At 65.5% G+C, this 15563-nt stretch carries 16 protein-coding genes; 4 read left to right on the top strand and 12 right to left on the bottom strand.

Going from position 1 to position 15563, the window contains the following annotated elements; genetic code table 11:
- Position 1 precedes the first annotated feature (1 nt).
- Positions 2-991, bottom strand: coding sequence for a UDP-glucose 4-epimerase GalE (gene galE, locus KY497_RS09475; RefSeq protein WP_258185638.1), 990 nt, complete (start codon positions 989-991; stop codon positions 2-4).
- A gap of 175 nt (positions 992-1166) precedes the next feature.
- Here galE and KY497_RS09470 point away from each other — a divergent pair, with 175 nt between their 5' ends.
- Both KY497_RS09470 and KY497_RS09465 read left to right on the top strand, forming a co-directional pair.
- Entirely contained in the window at positions 1167-2132 is a 966-nt protein-coding gene (locus tag KY497_RS09470) for a glycosyltransferase family 2 protein (RefSeq protein ID WP_219868928.1), read from the top strand.
- The gene (locus tag KY497_RS09465) at positions 2132-2701 is read left to right on the top strand and encodes a hypothetical protein (protein WP_258185637.1); all 570 of its coding nucleotides are present in this window, start codon (positions 2132-2134) and stop codon (positions 2699-2701) included. Before KY497_RS09470 ends, KY497_RS09465 begins: the two co-directional genes overlap by 1 nt.
- Before the next feature lie 27 nt (positions 2702-2728).
- Here the strand turns inward: KY497_RS09465 and KY497_RS09460 are convergent, their stop codons facing one another.
- Genes KY497_RS09460 through KY497_RS09435 form a run of 6 tightly spaced genes read right to left on the bottom strand, consistent with a single transcriptional unit; the run spans position 2729 to position 8160 of the window.
- Complete coding sequence (locus tag KY497_RS09460; RefSeq protein WP_017831125.1) at positions 2729-3463, bottom strand: ABC transporter ATP-binding protein; 735 nt, start codon at positions 3461-3463, stop codon at positions 2729-2731.
- Positions 3463-4281, bottom strand: coding sequence for an ABC transporter permease (locus tag KY497_RS09455; protein ID WP_219868926.1), 819 nt, complete (start codon positions 4279-4281; stop codon positions 3463-3465). The genes KY497_RS09460 and KY497_RS09455 overlap by 1 nt, the downstream gene beginning before the upstream one ends.
- A 10-nt stretch (positions 4282-4291) precedes the next feature.
- Positions 4292-5443, bottom strand: a complete 1152-nt coding sequence (glf, locus tag KY497_RS09450) for a UDP-galactopyranose mutase (RefSeq protein WP_219868925.1) — start codon at positions 5441-5443, stop codon at positions 4292-4294.
- Positions 5424-6428, bottom strand: coding sequence for a Gfo/Idh/MocA family protein (locus tag KY497_RS09445; RefSeq protein WP_219868924.1), 1005 nt, complete (start codon positions 6426-6428; stop codon positions 5424-5426). Before KY497_RS09445 ends, glf begins: the two co-directional genes overlap by 20 nt.
- Positions 6428-7525: a DegT/DnrJ/EryC1/StrS aminotransferase family protein gene (locus tag KY497_RS09440; protein ID WP_219868923.1), complete on the bottom strand. Its 1098-nt coding sequence runs from the start codon at positions 7523-7525 to the stop codon at positions 6428-6430. Before KY497_RS09440 ends, KY497_RS09445 begins: the two co-directional genes overlap by 1 nt.
- Entirely contained in the window at positions 7522-8160 is a 639-nt protein-coding gene (locus KY497_RS09435; RefSeq protein ID WP_258185636.1) for an acyltransferase, read from the bottom strand. The genes KY497_RS09440 and KY497_RS09435 overlap by 4 nt, the downstream gene beginning before the upstream one ends.
- Positions 8161-8323: 163 nt before the next feature.
- Between KY497_RS09435 and KY497_RS09430 the strand changes: the two genes are divergently transcribed.
- Entirely contained in the window at positions 8324-9601 is a 1278-nt protein-coding gene (locus KY497_RS09430) for a lipopolysaccharide biosynthesis protein (RefSeq protein WP_167497409.1), read from the top strand.
- A 196-nt stretch (positions 9602-9797) separates the two neighbouring features.
- Positions 9798-11294 carry a DUF2142 domain-containing protein gene (locus tag KY497_RS09425; RefSeq protein WP_141386616.1) on the top strand — a complete coding sequence of 499 codons (1497 nt, stop codon included), beginning with the start codon at positions 9798-9800 and terminating at the stop codon, positions 11292-11294.
- 39 nt (positions 11295-11333) lie between these two features.
- Here KY497_RS09425 and KY497_RS09420 read toward each other — a convergent pair whose 3' ends face one another.
- The 5 genes from KY497_RS09420 to KY497_RS09400 form a co-directional block, all read right to left on the bottom strand.
- Positions 11334-11705 (bottom strand): DUF2304 domain-containing protein, encoded by a 372-nt coding sequence (locus KY497_RS09420; RefSeq protein WP_141386617.1) that lies wholly within the window; start codon positions 11703-11705, stop codon positions 11334-11336.
- Complete coding sequence (locus KY497_RS09415; protein ID WP_371861295.1) at positions 11702-12430, bottom strand: glycosyltransferase family 2 protein; 729 nt, start codon at positions 12428-12430, stop codon at positions 11702-11704. Before KY497_RS09415 ends, KY497_RS09420 begins: the two co-directional genes overlap by 4 nt.
- A gap of 67 nt (positions 12431-12497) precedes the next feature.
- Positions 12498-13373: a glycosyltransferase family 2 protein gene (locus KY497_RS09410; protein WP_141386619.1), complete on the bottom strand. Its 876-nt coding sequence runs from the start codon at positions 13371-13373 to the stop codon at positions 12498-12500.
- A complete protein-coding gene (locus tag KY497_RS09405) occupies positions 13370-14581 on the bottom strand; it encodes an ABC transporter ATP-binding protein (protein WP_219868921.1) in 1212 nt (403 codons plus the stop codon). The genes KY497_RS09410 and KY497_RS09405 overlap by 4 nt, the downstream gene beginning before the upstream one ends.
- Positions 14582-14584: 3 nt before the next feature.
- Complete coding sequence (locus KY497_RS09400; protein WP_219870373.1) at positions 14585-15487, bottom strand: ABC transporter permease; 903 nt, start codon at positions 15485-15487, stop codon at positions 14585-14587.
- Positions 15488-15563 lie beyond the last annotated feature (76 nt).

Raw genomic sequence — 15563 nt, 5'->3', positions numbered from 1 at the left:
GTCAGAGCACCGAGGCCAGCTTCTGCGCCCAGACGATCGCGTCTCGAACCCCGTCATCCACGGAGCGCTCCGCGCGCCAATCAAGCACGTCGGATGCGCGATCGACGACCGCGAAGGCGCCGGCCTGATCTCCAGGACGACGGGCCGTCTCGATGACGGGAAGAGTCTCACCCGTCACACGCTCGAATGCGGCGACGAGCTCACGGACGGTCACGCCCTCGCCGGTGCCGATGTTGACCACTTGATAGGGGTCGTCGAGCGTCGCGACCTCATCGAATCTCCGGACGGCCGCGACGTGCGCGAGCGCGAGGTCCCAGACGTGGATGTAGTCGCGGAGTCCGGAGCCGTCCCGCGTCGGCCAGTCCGTGCCAGTGATAGCGAACGGCTCGCCGGCGGCGCGGGCCTGCATGATCTTCCCGAGCGCATGCGAGGGCACGGGGTTCTGCAGCCCGGTGCGCATCTTCGGGTCGGCGCCGATCGGGTTGAAGTAGCGGAGAGCAATCGCCCGGAAGTCACCATTCGACGCGGCATCCTTCAGGATCTGCTCGACCATCGCTTTCGTCGTGGCGTACGGGCTGGAGGGGCCGAGCGGGCTGCCCTCGTCCGCTCCCTCACCGCTGTCCCCCGCGTAGACCGCGGCGGACGAGCTGAACACGATGCGAGCGATCCCCGCGTCGCGAAGATGCTGGAGCAGGACGATCGTCTTGCCTACGTTGGCGTCATAGTAGCCGAGGGGGTCGGCGACGGATTCCGGCACGACGATCCGTGCGGCGCAATGGACGACCGCGTCGATGTCGGGGTGATCTGCCAGAAGATGCGTCAGGACGTCCGGGTCGGCGATGTCGCCTTCGTAGAGGTCACGTCCCTCGCAGAACGCCCGAAGCCCCTTGGAGAGGTCGTCGAGGATGACCACGTCGATCCCCGCCTCGATGCACGCGGTGGCGACCGTGGATCCGATGTATCCGGCGCCGCCGGTGATCAGTACCTTCATCGCAGCCAGTCTAGCCATCACCGCTCCGCAGCCGAGGTGAGCCTCTCCGCGGATACGAAGGTGGCGGACGGTAGGCTACTCACTGCTCGTCATGTCCCGCATCGTCCCCGACGGTGGCCCGAGGCGCCGCAGCCCTCACACCCCTGAACTGCCCACCGATCTTCGAGGAGAAGGTATGACCGCGGCGCCCGCTGCATTCGATCCGAAAGCGGCGACGATCGTCGTCGTCACCTTCAACAGATCGCATCTGCTCACCGGACTCCTCACCAGCATCACGGCGATGGACCCGAAGCCCGGACGCGTCGTGATCATCGACAACGCCTCCTCCGACGACACGACCGACGTCGTCGAGTCGTTCCGCGACGGCATCGGCACCGAGATCGTCTACCGGCGCCTGGAGACGAACACGGGTGGCTCCGGCGGGTTCAGCGAGGGGATGCGCACCGCCTACGAACTCGGCTCCGAGTGGATCTGGATGATGGACGACGACGTCGAGGTGCTCCCCGACGGACTCACGAAGATGGGCAAGTGGGCCCCGCGCTTCAAGAGCATCCAGGGGCGGCGCTACGACTACGACGGCAGCGAGTTCTACTGGCAGTACCGCATCGCGGAGCGCATGGGTATTCCGATCCCGTTCGCCCCGTCCGGTTTCGACGACTCCGGATACAAGGAGATGAACAGCGGATGCTTCGAGGGCATGTTCATCCACCGCTCGATCGTGAAGCAGATCGGCCTGCCGGACCACCGCTTCTTCATCTACTGGGATGACCAGATGTACGGCTGGCTCGCCTCGCGCAAGACGACGGCCGTCATCGTCGACGAGTTCGTGCTGCGACGCACGCGCGAGATCAAGCAGTGGGACATGGGCATCCGCCACATGAACGCCTCCAGCAACGCCTACCGCTTCTACATCATGCGCAATCGCGCCTACATCAAGCACTACTACCGCGTGCATGACAACTACAACCCCGTGCTCTTCGGCCTCGGCACCGCGATGACGTTCGCGAAGGAGCTCATCCGGCTGCTCTTCGTCGAGCGTACGGTGCGGGGCACGAGCAACCTGTTCCGCGGGCTCAAGGAAGGCGGCAGGATCAGCCGCGACCGCTCCTGGCAGCCCATGGCACCACTGGAAGACGCATGATGAGCGAGCCGACTCCCGAGCTCCGTTGGGCGCCCGTCGAGCCGAAGCCGAAGAACACGGGCCGCGTCTGGCTGATCATCGGGATCGTCGTCGCCGCCTTGGCGATCGTCGGCGCCCTGCTGTTCTTCCTGCTGCCCCGGGGCGAGGAACCCGCACCCGGCGCGAGCGGCTCCCCCAGCCCGACCGGAACGACGGCCCCCTCCGCCTCCCCCACGGAGACGCGCACGCCGCAGACCACGCCGCCGGCACCGGTCGACCCGACCGTCGACGTGTTCCGCGAGCAGGTGGGCGGCTGGCTGACCGATGCTCCCCGCGGCCTCGACATCATCGCCGGGGCGACCGGAGATGATGCGCTGGCCGTCATGGACACCCTGGAGCAGGACGCACGCCGCCTGTCCGACGCGCAGCCGCCCTCGTCGATCGCACAGCAGTGGCGCGACGGCGTCGACGCCTATTCGAAGCGCCTCGCCGACCTGCACGCTGCCATCACCGATGGCTCCGACACCGCGGCTTCCATCGATGCCGCTCGTGCTGCCGTCACAGACCTGCAGACTCTCGTGGGGCTCTGACCCCGAGTCCTCGCCTTCCGGCCGCGGCTACGAGTTGTAGTCGGCGTTGTATCTGTCGAGGACCTCGGCGATCGGTGCGTCGAGAACGAGCGCCCCCTTGTCGAGGTAGAGCCCCCGCGTGCAGAACCGACGGAGATCGCGCTCGTTGTGACTCACGAAGAACAGCGTGCGGCCCTCGGCGAGCAGTTCGTCGATGCGCGTGTAGCACTTCTCGCGGAACGCCTTGTCCCCCACCGCCAGCACCTCGTCGACGAGGAGGATCGGTTCGTCGAGCTGAGAGACGACCGCGAAGGCGAGTCGGACCTTCATCCCGTTGGAGAGGTGCTTGTACGGGGTGTCCTCGAATCCCGCGAGTTCGGCGAACTCGATGATGCCGTCGTAGCGGCGCGTGACCTCGTCGCGGGACATCCCGTGCAGGCCGGAGGTCAGACGGACGTTCTCGCGCACCGTGAGATCTCCGACGAAGCCTCCGGTGATCTCGATGAGGGGCGCGACTCCGCCGTTGACGGCGACGGTGCCCTCATCGGGTAGGAGCACCTTGGCGACGAGCCGGAGAAGTGTCGACTTCCCCTGACCGTTGCGCCCGACGACGCCGATGGACTCGCCCGGCTCCACCGAGAACGAGACGTCACGCAGTGCCCAGAACTCACCCGGGCGAGAACGACGAGACGCTCCGGCGAAGAGATCCTTGAAGCTACGGCTCCCGCGCCTGTTGCGACGGAAGTGGACGCCGAGACCCTGGACTTCGATGGCCGAGCGCATCACAGCTCCTTCAACACGAGGCGTTCCAGGCTCCGGAAGGTCCAGATGCCGAGTCCGAGGATCAGCAGGCTCATGATGACGCTGATCGTCAGCGTGAACGGATTCCACTGATCAGGGAAGAAGGGCATGCGGTAGAGCATCATGATTCCCGCGAGGGGGTTGAACGCTCCGAGGGTCTGGAAGATGCCGGGAAGGTCGGTGACGTTGTAGATGATCGGCGTGGCGTAGAACATCGCGCGCAGGATCAGCGCCGTCGTGCGCTCGAGGTCGACGAAGAGGACGCAGAGCGGGGCGACGAGCAGTCCGAGCCCGACCAGGAGCACCGTCTGCAGCAGCATCGCCACCGGCATCCACAGCACTCCCCAGCCGACGTGCACGGTCCGGCCGGGATCGAGCTCGACGAAGAGGTTCACCACGATGAACAGCACCAGGACGGGCAGCGAGAAGAGATACTCGATGCCCTTGCTGAGCACGATGCGGTTCACCCAGATCGAGCGCGGGATCGCGGTCGACCTCACCAACCGGGCGTCCTTCTTGAAGGCGCGGGTGAAGTCCGACACCGAGGCGTTGAACCACACCCAGGGCAGCAGCGCGCTGATCAGGAAGATGATGTACGGCTCTTCGCCGACATCGCGGTTGAACACCTGCGTGAACACGAACCAGTAGATCGCGCTCATGACGAGCGGATCGAGCACCGACCAGAGATAGCCGAGGATGCTGGTCGAGTAGCGGACCTTCAGGTCTCGGGCCGACAGCAGCCACAGCGAATGCAGATATCGCCGGGGCGTCCCGGGCGCCCCGACAGCAGCGTGACTCACGATGTCGAGTCTACGAGAGACTGTTGTTCCACATCGACAGCGCCGAGCCGATGGCCATGTGCATGTCGAGGTACTGGTAGGTGCCCAGACGCCCCCCGAAGTGGACGTCCCGCTCCCCCTTGGCCAGTTCCCGATACGCCAGGAGGCCCCCGCGGTCAGCCGGAGTGTTCACCGGGTAGTAAGGCTCGTCGTCCCGCTTGGCGAAACGCGAGAACTCCCGCATGATCACCGTTCGATCGGCGTCGTAGACATCCTTGCGCTCGGGGTGGAAGTGCTTGAACTCGTGGATGCGCGTGTACGGCACATCCATGTCGGGGTAGTTCATCACGCTCGTGCCCTGGAAATCCCCGACATCGAGGACTTCCTGCTCGAAGTCCAGAGTTCTCCAGCTGAGCGCGCCCTCCGCGTAGTCGAAGTAGCGATCGACAGGGCCCGTGTAAACGATGGGCACCTGCCCGACCATAGCCTTCTTGTTGAAGGGCTGGGACTCGTCGAAGAAGTCCACGTCCAACCGCACCTCGATGTTGGGGTGATCGGCCATCCGCTCGATCCACGCCGTATAGCCGTCGGTCGGAAGGCCCTCCCACGTGTCGTTGAAGTAGCGGTTGTCGTAGGTGTAGCGCACGGGGAGGCGACTGATGATGTCACCGGAGAGCTTTTGGGGGTCGGTCTGCCACTGCTTCGCGGTGTAGTCGCGGAAGAAGGCTTCGAACAGCGGGCGTCCGACGAGAGCGATGCCCTTCTCCTCGAAGTTGGCAGCCGTCTTCGCGTCGAACTCCCCCGCCTGCTCCCTGATCAGCGCACGTGCCTGACCAGGGGTGTACGCGGACTGGAAGAACTGGTTGATCGTGCCCAGGTTCACCGGCATCGGGAAGACGGTGCCCTTGTGCGTGCTGTAGACGCGGTGCACATAGTTCGTGAACGACGTGAATCGGTTGACGTACTCCCACACCGTCGGGTTCGAGGTGTGGAACAGATGCGCCCCGTAGCGATGCACCTCGATGCCCGTCCCCGGTTCGGCCTCACTGTAGGCGTTGCCCCCGATGTGAGGACGTCGGTCGATGACCGTCACCTTGCGGCCTGCCCGGGCGGCATGCTCGGCGATCGTGAGGCCGAAGAATCCCGACCCCACGACGAGGAGATCAGTGCTGTTCGCGCCCAATGCGCACCAGCCTTCCGCCGTCGCGCGCGGACTCGAGGGCAGATTCGACGACCTCGAGCGTGTGTACCGCCTCACTCATGGTCGATAGTTCGCTGGGCTGGCCGAGGACAGCATCGCGGAACGCCTCGAGCTCGGCGCGGAGCGGTTCACGCTTCGCGAATGCGAACCGGGTCACATCCCCTTCGGACACACCACGGAACGTGGAGACCGAATCCCATTCGAACAGCTCGGTGCCGTTCGCATGGAACGTGAGGTCGCCGGTCGCGGTGTCTGCGACGAAGGTGCCGCGCTCGCCCGTCACGAGGGTCACCCGCTCCTTCATGGGGCTGAGCCAGTTGATCAAGTGGTTGGTGATGATCCCGCTCTCGAGGCGGCCGGTCATCGCGATCATGTCCTCGAACTCACGACCGCTCTTGAACGCGGTCTGCGCACTGATCGAGGAATACACGGACTGAGCGACCCATGCGGTGAGGTCGATGTCATGCGTGCCGAGGTCCTTGGCCACCCCCACATCGCCGATACGCGCCGGGAAGGTGCTCTGTCGTCGCGTGGCGATCTGATAGACGGCTCCGGCATCGCCCTCGGCGAGTCGGCGACGAAGCTGCTGGAGCGCAGGATTGAATCGCTCGACGTGACCGACGGCCCCGACGAGCCCCCGTGCCTCGAAGGCCTCGCTCACACGGTGACCGGAAACGCTGTCGTCCGCGATCGGCTTCTCCACCAGCGTGTGCACGCCGGCGTCCGCGAGGGTGAGCGCGGCTTCGGCGTGGAACCGGGTCGGGATGGCGACGACGGCGATGTCGATACCGGCGGCGATCAGCTCCTCGACGTTCGCAAGGAGGGGGATGCCACCCGCCACGCGATAGGGGTCGCCACCGGGATCTGCGACGGCAACGAGCTCGACTCCCTCGATGTCGCGAAGGATCCGCGCGTGATGGCGTCCCATCGATCCGACGCCGAGCAGACCGGCCTTCAGGGTCGCCATCAGCTGCCGGCTCCGGCGAGAGCGTTCACCGCGGCGACGATCCGATCGAGGTCCGCGGCCGAGAGCGACGGATGAATCGGGAGTGAGACCGCTTCACGAGCCGCACGCTCGGTCGCGGGGAGGTCGAGTCCTGGCGCGTACTGCGCGAGCGACGGGAGCCGGTGGTTGGGGATCGGGTAGTACACGCCACTGCCGATCGCGTACTCCTCTTTGAGAGCCTTCACGAATCCGTCTCGGTCGTCCTCGACGCGGATCGTGTACTGGTGGTAGACGTGCCTCGCCCCCTCAGCGACCGGGGGAACGGTGACGCCTGAGAGGTTGGCGTCCAGGAACGCGGCGTTCGATCGACGCGTCTCGGTCCAGGCGTCCACCTTCGTCAGCTGCACGCGTCCGATCGCGGCGTGGATGTCGGTCATCCGCGCGTTGAAGCCGATCAGCTCGTTCTCGTACTGACGTTCCATGCCCTGGTTGCGCAGCAGCCGGACACGGCGCGCGGTCTCCTCGTCAGCGGTGACGACCATGCCGCCCTCGCCACTCGTCATGTTCTTGGTCGGGTACAACGAGAACATCGTCATCGTGCCGAACGTGCCCACGGGGCGGCCGTTCAGAGCGGCACCATGCGCCTGTGCTGCGTCCTCATAGAGCGCGAGGCCGCGCTTCGCCGCGATTTCGCCGAGCTCGGTCATCCGAGCCGGGTGGCCGTAGAGGTGCACGGGAAGGATGCCACGGGTGCGCTCCGTGACGGCCGCATCGACGGCGGCGGGGTCCAGCGTGAACGTCTCAGGCTCGATGTCCGCGAAGACGGGTGTGGCCCCGGTGAGCGCGACCGCGTTGGCGGTGGCTGCGAAGGTGAAGGACGGGACGATGACCTCGTCACCGGGTCCGACGCCTGCGGCGAGCAGCCCGAGGTGGAGCCCCGAGGTCCCGGAGTTGACCGCGATGACAGGGAGCCCGTCCACGAAGTGGTCGGCGAACTCCTTCTCGAACGCAGCGACTTCGGGGCCCTGAGCCACCATGCCGCTCAGCAGCACGCGGTCGACGGCCGCTCGTTCGTCGTCACCGATCAGCGGCTTCGCCGCGGGGATGAATTCCGTCATCGTTCCTCCAATGCGAGAACGCCATCTGTCTCGAGATAGCGGGAGCCGGTCGTCGGGCACACCCAGACGCCGGGTTCGGTTTCCGTTAGCGGGACGCCGGCTTTGCCCACCCATCCGACCCGACGCGCCGGAACCCCGACGACAAGGGCGAAGTCAGGGACGTCCTTGACGACGACGGCCCCTGCCGCGACCGTCGCCCATGCGCCGATGATCACCGGAGCGACGCAGGTCGCCCGTGCACCGATGGACGCGCCGTCACCGATGACGACTCCGACAGGCTCCCAGTCGTGCGCGGATTTCAGCTGCCCGTCGGGAGTGACCGCGCGCGGATACGTGTCGTTCGTGAGAACCACGGCGGGTCCGATGAAGACACCGGCGCCGAGGACTGCCGGCTCGTACACGAGCGCATAGTTCTGGACCTTGCAGTTGTCCCCCATGCGCACCCCCGTGCCGATGTAGGCGCCACGCCCGATGATGCAGTTCTCGCCGAGGACGGCGCTCTCTCGGACCTGCGCAAGATGCCAGATCGAGCTTCCGCTTCCGATATTCGCATCCGAGGAGACATCGGCGCTGTCAGCGATCCGCGTTCCGGCCGCGGCAGGCACGGCAGGGTCAACGAGTGGGGAGGGTGTCACAAAGAAGAACCTTACCCTCCCCCGTCCGGGAACCTGTGTGAGCGCCCTGCCAGACAGCCCGCCCTCAGACCCGCCGAGTATCATGGCGGCGACACGAGCGGCTCATACTCGAAGGCTCCGCCGCCGACGTCCCCGCGCTCACAGACGTCAGGATGACCACGAGATGGCCGAACACGAGACGAAGACGAACCCGAAGCCGCAACGAACAGGGATCGGCGTGCACGTCCGCTCCCACGGCAAGGCGCTCCTTGCCGTGGGCGTTGCGAGCGGCCTCGGGATCATCGCCTCCTTCGCGTTCCAGCTGCTGAGCGCCCGGGTCCTGTCCCCCGCCGATTTCGGTCTGCTCGCCGCGTTCTTCGTGATCGTCAACGTCGCGGCCATCGGCAGCGCGTCGCTCCAGAGCACCGTGACGGTTCAGACGGCCTCAGCTCTCACCACGGTCGAGCACGGCGACGTGAAGAGGAAGCGCTGGCCGCTCGACGCCATCGTGCTCGGGCTGGGCGGCGCGGCCGTCGTCGCGGCGCTGTCTCCGTGGCTTGCCTCCGCACTCGACACGACACCCCTGGTCATCCTCGCCGCGGCGGTGACGATTCCTCTCAGCTTCGTCTTCGCCGATACGGTGGGGCTGCTCCAGGGATCAGGCCGTGTGGCCCAGGCGGTCTGGTGGTCGACGTTCTCCCAGATCGCGCGCGTGATCTTCGCCGTCGGAGCCATCGCGATCGGTACGGGACTCGGCGGCTTCGTCGGAGCAGTGCTCGCCGCCCTCGTGGTCGCGGTCGTCGGCGGGCTCTGGACCGCCCACGGTGTCCCGCGCCCGCAGAAAGGCGTCTTCAGCCAAGCCGGAGTCACGATCATCGTTCTCACGGTGGCCTTCGCTTGGTTGACGAGTTCGGACGTGATCTTCCTTCGGGCCGGGGCGCCCGAAGATCTTGCCGGCATGTATGCGTCAGTGACCGTTCTCGTGAAGACGGGCTTCTTGCTGCCCTCGACGCTGTCGCTCTATCTGCTGCCTCGCTTCGTCGCGAATCGAGACAACCCGAACCTCTCACGGGTCGGCGTCCTCGCCACTCTCGGCCTCTCGGTCGCGACGAGCGTGGCCATGATCCTGGTCTTCCTCGTGCTCGGCGACTGGATCGTGGGTCTGATCTATCCGGCCGCATACGCACCGGCCGCCGACCTGCTCGTGCCGACCGCGCTCGCCTACCTTCCCTGGATCGCCGCCCAGGGAATGATGATCAAGATGACGAGTTCCACCTCACGCGGTGCCGCCGCTCTTCTTCTCGTCGCTGCAGCCGCGCAGTGGATCGCCTTCACGATCACGATCCCGAACATCGGCGCGATGCTGATCTCCTACGCCGCGATCGGAACCATCGTGCTCATCGCCTTCTTCGCGATCGACATGCGCAACGCACGACGCCTTCGGCGCGCCCTCGTCGTCTGAGGCGCGGACCGCGGCTTCGCGACGCCGAGGTCCGGGATGTCATCGACATGCGGGACGATGATGCGTCGAATCGCCCGCCGGGCGCGCGGATAGGATGGGACGCGGTGAAGACGCACCACACAACACCTGCGACCTTCTGTGCCACCGAACCTACTCGTCGGCAGTGTCGCTTCCCTGAACGAGGAGCCCCTCTGCGATGACCCGCCGGACACGACAGATCGTTGCTGCAGTACTCGCCCCCCTCGCACTGTTGGTCGCGCTTCTCGCCTGGGGAGTCTCCTCCCCGCAGGGCTCGAGTCCGGACGAGGACTACCACATGGGAAGCATCTGGTGTGCGAACGGCCCCATCGAAGGTCGTTGCGAGACCACCGATTCCGACAGGGTGCGGGCGCTCCCCTCCGATCTCGCGGAAGCCGCGCAGTGCTTCGCCTTCAAACCTGACCAGGCGGCGACATGCCCGCTGGATGAGAACGGCATGACGTACACCCAGCGAGGAAACTGGTACGACAACGGGTACCCCCCTGTCTTCTACGGCGTCATGACGGCGTTCGTCACCGACGACGTATCGCTCTCGATCCTGATGATGCGAGCGTTCAACGCGCTCCTCTTCGTCGGCGTGCTCTGCGCCCTGTTCTTCCTCCTGCCGCTGCGGATGCGACCGAACCTCGTCTGGGCCTCCCTGATCGGGATCGTTCCGCTGGGAATGTTCCTCATCCCGAGCGCGAATCCGAGCAGTTGGGCGATCCTTCAGGCAAGTGGGCTGTGGCTCGCCGTCTGGGGCTTCTTCGAACAGACCGGCCGCAAGAAGGTCGCGCTGGCTGCGCTCTCCACTGTGCTGATGCTCATCGGTGCAGGCGCGCGCAGTGACGCTGCAGCCTACGGTGTCGTCGCGCTCGCCGTCGCCGTCGTTCTCGCCTTCCGCCCGACGCGCGGTTTTCTGCTCCAGCTGCTGCTCCCCGCGGGCCTCGCCGTCATCGCCGGCGCGCTCTTTCTCACCAGCGGTCAGTCGGGGGTACTGACGAGCACCACCGAGAGCGGAGATCTGCCCTTCTTCTCCCTCCTCTTCTCCAACGTGCAGGCGCTTCCCCAGCTGTGGATCGGCGCCCTCGGATTCTGGGGACTCGGGTGGCTCGACACGCAGCTGCCTGCCCTGGTCTGGGGCACGACCTTCGGCCTCTTCGCTGCCCTGCTGTTCTGGGGGCTGAAGCACGGCAACGCGCGCAAGTGGCTCGCGATGGCCGGTGTCCTGGCCGCACTCGTCGTCGTTCCTCTGTACATCCTCATGCGCGAGGGGATCATGGTCGGGTCCGGCGTCCAGCCCCGCTACGTCTATCCGCTGGTGATCATGCTCGTCGGAGTGGCACTGGTCGGTCTCAAGGATGCCGCCCTCGGTCTGACCCGCGTACAGGTCGGAGTCGTCGCGGCCGGAATCATCGGTGCCAACAGCATCGCTCTGCACACGAACCTTCGCCGGTACATCACCGGTGCCGATGGCACGGGAATCAACCTCGACCGCGGCATCGAATGGTGGTGGAACGCCCCCCTCTCTCCGATGGGCGTGTGGGCCCTCGGATCGCTGGCGTTCGCCGCAGCGATCGTCGCACTCGTCTGGTCCGTCTGGCCGAGCATCACCCGGACATCACCGCGTGCACGCTGGAACGACGAGGACCTCTTCGCCACCATCGATCGCTGAGCAGCTCTCAGAGCGCGGCAGCGACGCAGACGAGGGGCTCTACGGCTCGACTCCGTCTTCGCTGTCGGCGCGCTGATTACGCAGCGCCTCGACGTCGGCGCGGAGGATGGCAATCTCCTCGGCGACGCGACGAGTCTCATCCTCGGCGGTCGAAAGCTCCCAGGACTGGTGGAGCGTGACGCCGATGAGAAGGGCGAGCGCCGCCACGAACAGCAGGTTCGTGGGTATCTGGACGCCGAGCACTTCGGACAGCCAGAACAGCAGATCAGGGAAGAGCGTGAGCACCAGCATCGTGACGCCGATGGTCAGCCAGAGGATCGCGTACTTCTCACGGAGACGGTGGCTGAGCAGCATCCAGATGATGATCGCCAGGATGAAGAAGGCGAAGACGATCCCGACGACGACGATCATGCGCCGGCCTCCCAACGACGGCCGCGCATGATGGCGAGCCCCAGCGCGAACACGGAACGGAAGAGATAGATGCTCGAGCCGATGGGGCCTTGCGACGGTCGGCCGTGGTTGCGGGGCCTCATGGCCACCGGTACCTGCGTGACCCGGAGACCGGCGTGTGCCGCGGCCACGAGCGAATCGATCGTGTCGCCGAGGTACTCGGCCGGGTAGTAGCGAACGTACTGCGCGATCGCACGCGAGTTCGCCGCGCGGAAGCCGCTGGTCACATCGGTCAACTTGGCCTTGGCGACCCGGGAGACCACGGATGCGAGGAAGACCATCGCCCACCGCCTCGGACCCCGGACGGAGTAGTCGCCCACATCGGCGAAGCGGGCGCCGATCGAGATGTCGGCGACCCGCAGGCCCTCGAGCACCTCCGCGATGTTCGCGGGGTTATGCTGACCGTCGGCGTCCACCTGGATCGCGCAGTCGTAGCCGTGACGCTGAGCGTAGGTGAATCCCGTCTTCATCGCCCCGCCGACGCCCAGATTGAACGGAAGAGGAAGGACGGCAGCGCCGGCACCGCGAGCGACCTCTGCCGTGCGATCGGTCGACCCGTCATCGACGACGACGACGTCATAGCGGTCGTCCGCCGCGAGAACCTCTCGAACGGTCACACCCACATTCGACTCTTCGTTCCACGCTGGAACGATCACAAGCACACGACCCGACTTCTCCGACATCATCGCCAATCATATCCAGAACACAGTGCCGCACCGAGGTCGCTCACGTCCTCGCGCGTCGTAAGACGAGTCAGTCGACTCTCGTCGCCACCTGACGGAAGCGGAGACCCGCGACGGCACCGCGAACGGCCGCACCGATCTTCCGGTTCCGATCCTTCTCGCACAGAACCACCTTGATCCAGGACTTCGTGGCATACGCCGCGTCCTCCCAGAACCATCGTCCCAGGCCATAACGCCGGACCATGATCACGCGGTTGCGCGTCATGTAGTAGTGCCGCATCGGCGAATAGTTCGAGAGGTAGATCCGTCGTCCGAGGAACGTCGAAGGAACGGATGCCCCGAATCGGTGATCCAGGACCGTGTCGTACACCTTCACGATGCGGAATCCCGAGCGTCGCGCCCGCAAGGAGATGTCGTGGTCGACGTAGTCGATGAACAGCCGCTCGTCGTGCAGACCGATCTCATCCAGTGCTTCACGGGCGAAGAGGGCACCGGACGAAATCAGCGCGACCTGGTCGCGGATCCCGGAACTGGACTCACCGTCGTAGAGATGCCCGGTCTCCTCGGCGCGCAATGCCGGCCCCGCGATGGCAACCGGCGCGCCCGGCTGCTCGAACGCAGTCAGGAGCGCGGCGAGCATGCCGTCCGATACCGTGCTGTCCTGGTCGAAGATCCAGACGTAGTCGAATCCGTCTGCGAGAGCCTGTCGCATGCCAGAGTTGAATCCGGCCGCGACACCGACATTGCCGTCCTGGTCGAGCACGACCACGGAATCGCGGCCGGTCAGCGGTGCGAGCACGTCAGCCGTGGCGGAGTCATCTGGCGAGTTGTTGACGACGTAGACCCGCTCGGCCTGCTTCGCGAGCTCATCGATGTTGCCGATGATGCCAGCGTCCGGCTTGTACGACAGAACGACAGCCGCCACCTTCGGAGCTGTCGCCGTCATCGCTCCACCGATGAATCCACGGTGATCTTGGCCGACACTGTCCCCATCGTCATATCATCTGTCCGGACACGCAGGGTGGCGCCTCGCATCAGGCCGTGGCTACTCGGCTCGCTGACACCGGCGGCGTTCGCGTTGACGAAGTAGTCGCCGGGGCCGAAGCCCGCGTCGGTGATCCGCAGATCGATGACTGTCTTCCCCGCAATCGGGTCGAGCGTGACGCCGAGGACCTCGGTGTTGGAGGCCATAACCATCTGGCCGAGCGGCGTGTCCATGCTGAACCCGATCTCCCAGCGTTCGATAGGCCGCAGCGTGTCAACATGAACCCGGATCGTGAAGGGGTCTCCTGTCGGAAGCTCCTTGATCGTCCCGCCCTCGTCATCGATGAGCTCGATGCCCTTCACTTGGATCGGATGGATGGTCTCCTCCGGCGGGGCCTCCCCCACCTCGCGGTCGGCGAGCACGTCGCGCAGTCCGTCGACAGCCCGATTGATGTCTCCGTCGAACACGAGCTTGCCGCGGTGGAGCAGGATGCCGCGGTCGCACAGTTCCTGAACCTGCTGCGCGGAGTGACTGACGAGGATGATCGTCCGCCCCTCCTCGCGGAACTGGTGGATGCGATCCATGCATTTGCGCTGGAAAGCCTCATCTCCCACGGCGAGGACCTCGTCGACCAGCAGCACATCGGGATCGGTGTGCACCGCGACGGCGAATGCCAGGCGCACATACATGCCGGACGAGTAGAACTTGACGGCTGTCTCGATGAAGTCGCCGATGCCACTGAATTCGAGGATGTCGTCGAAGCGCTCGTCGATCTGCGCGCGGCTGAGTCCGAGAATGGCGGCGTTGAGATAGACGTTCTCCCTGCCGGACAGGTCGGGGTGGAACCCGGCGCCGAGTTCCAGCAGCGCGGCCATCCGCCCCCGCGCCTGCACGGTACCGGTGGTGGGTGCGACGATGCCGCCGATGAGCTTCAGGAGAGTGCTCTTGCCAGAACCGTTCTGTCCGAGCAGGCCCACCGTCGTGCCCGCCTTGATATCGAGCGTGATCTCGTCGACAGCGGTGAACTCTTCGCGGAACGCCTTCCCGTGGCGCCCGAAGTGGACGATGCGATCCTTCAAGTTGTTGTCCTTGCGCACGCGGAACTGTTTGCTCACGCCGTTGAGACGGATGATGTCCGGGCGGGACGAGAGGTCGGTGTTATCGATCATGGTCTACAGCTCCTGCGCGAAGTTGCCCTGCATGCGTGTGAAGACGCGATGCGAGATCCAGAGGAACACGAGTCCGATGACGCTCATGATCGCCATCCTCAGTCCGAGGTTCGGGGGGTAGTCGGCGATGGTTCCGGAACCCCAGAACGCGCGGTGGAATCCGAAGACACCCACCGTGAGAGGGTTTGCCAGGTACACCTCGAGGAGCCAGGTCGGAAGGTCGTACTGCGCGACGACCGTCTTGACCATGGTCCACGAGTAGACGATCGGAGACGCCCACATCGCGAGCATCATGACGACCTCGGTGAGGTACTGGATGTCGCGCAGGTAGACGTTGAGCGCAGCCAGCAGGAGCCCGGCCGCGATTCCCCACAGCAGCACCATGCCGAGAGAGGGGAAGAACCACAGCATGTGCACGGGCTCTGGGAGACCGTTGAGCAGGAGCGCGGCGACCAGGAGCACACCGAGCTGGACGAGGAACATGAAGCTGGCCGCTCCGATGCTCCCGAGCGGGAAGATCTCACGAGGGAGATAGATTTTCTTGACGAGTCCGGCGTTCGAGATGATCGACCCCGTCGAACCGAAGATCACGTCGGCGAAGAACGTGTAGAGCGTGAACCCGGCGAACAGGTAGATCGCGAAGTTGTCGATGCCCCGTGAGGCCCCGAGGATCTGTCCGAGCACGATGAAATACACGAGAAACTGCACGAGTGGGCGGATCACCGTCCACAGGAACCCGAGGAAGCTGTCGCGATAACGCGCTTGGAGGTCGCGGCGGATCAGCAGCATGAGCAGCTCGCGCCGTCGATACAGTTCGCCGACCTTGCCGCCACGACCGCCGTCGCGGAGTCCGCGCGCGTCGATCGTGGTGAACGGCTCGGCGGCGAGCCGAGTGAATCTGTCCACGGGGGTTTCCTTTACGGGTATTCGGGTCGTCCCTGAGCCTATCCTCAGCAGATCCTGTGCCTCGGTGCGGCGCGCC

Origin of the sequence: Microbacterium sp. PAMC22086 (genome assembly GCF_019443525.1) — a bacterium.
GTDB classification, from domain to species: domain Bacteria; phylum Actinomycetota; class Actinomycetes; order Actinomycetales; family Microbacteriaceae; genus Microbacterium; species Microbacterium maritypicum.
This window is presented reverse-complemented; position numbering and strand designations above follow the sequence as displayed.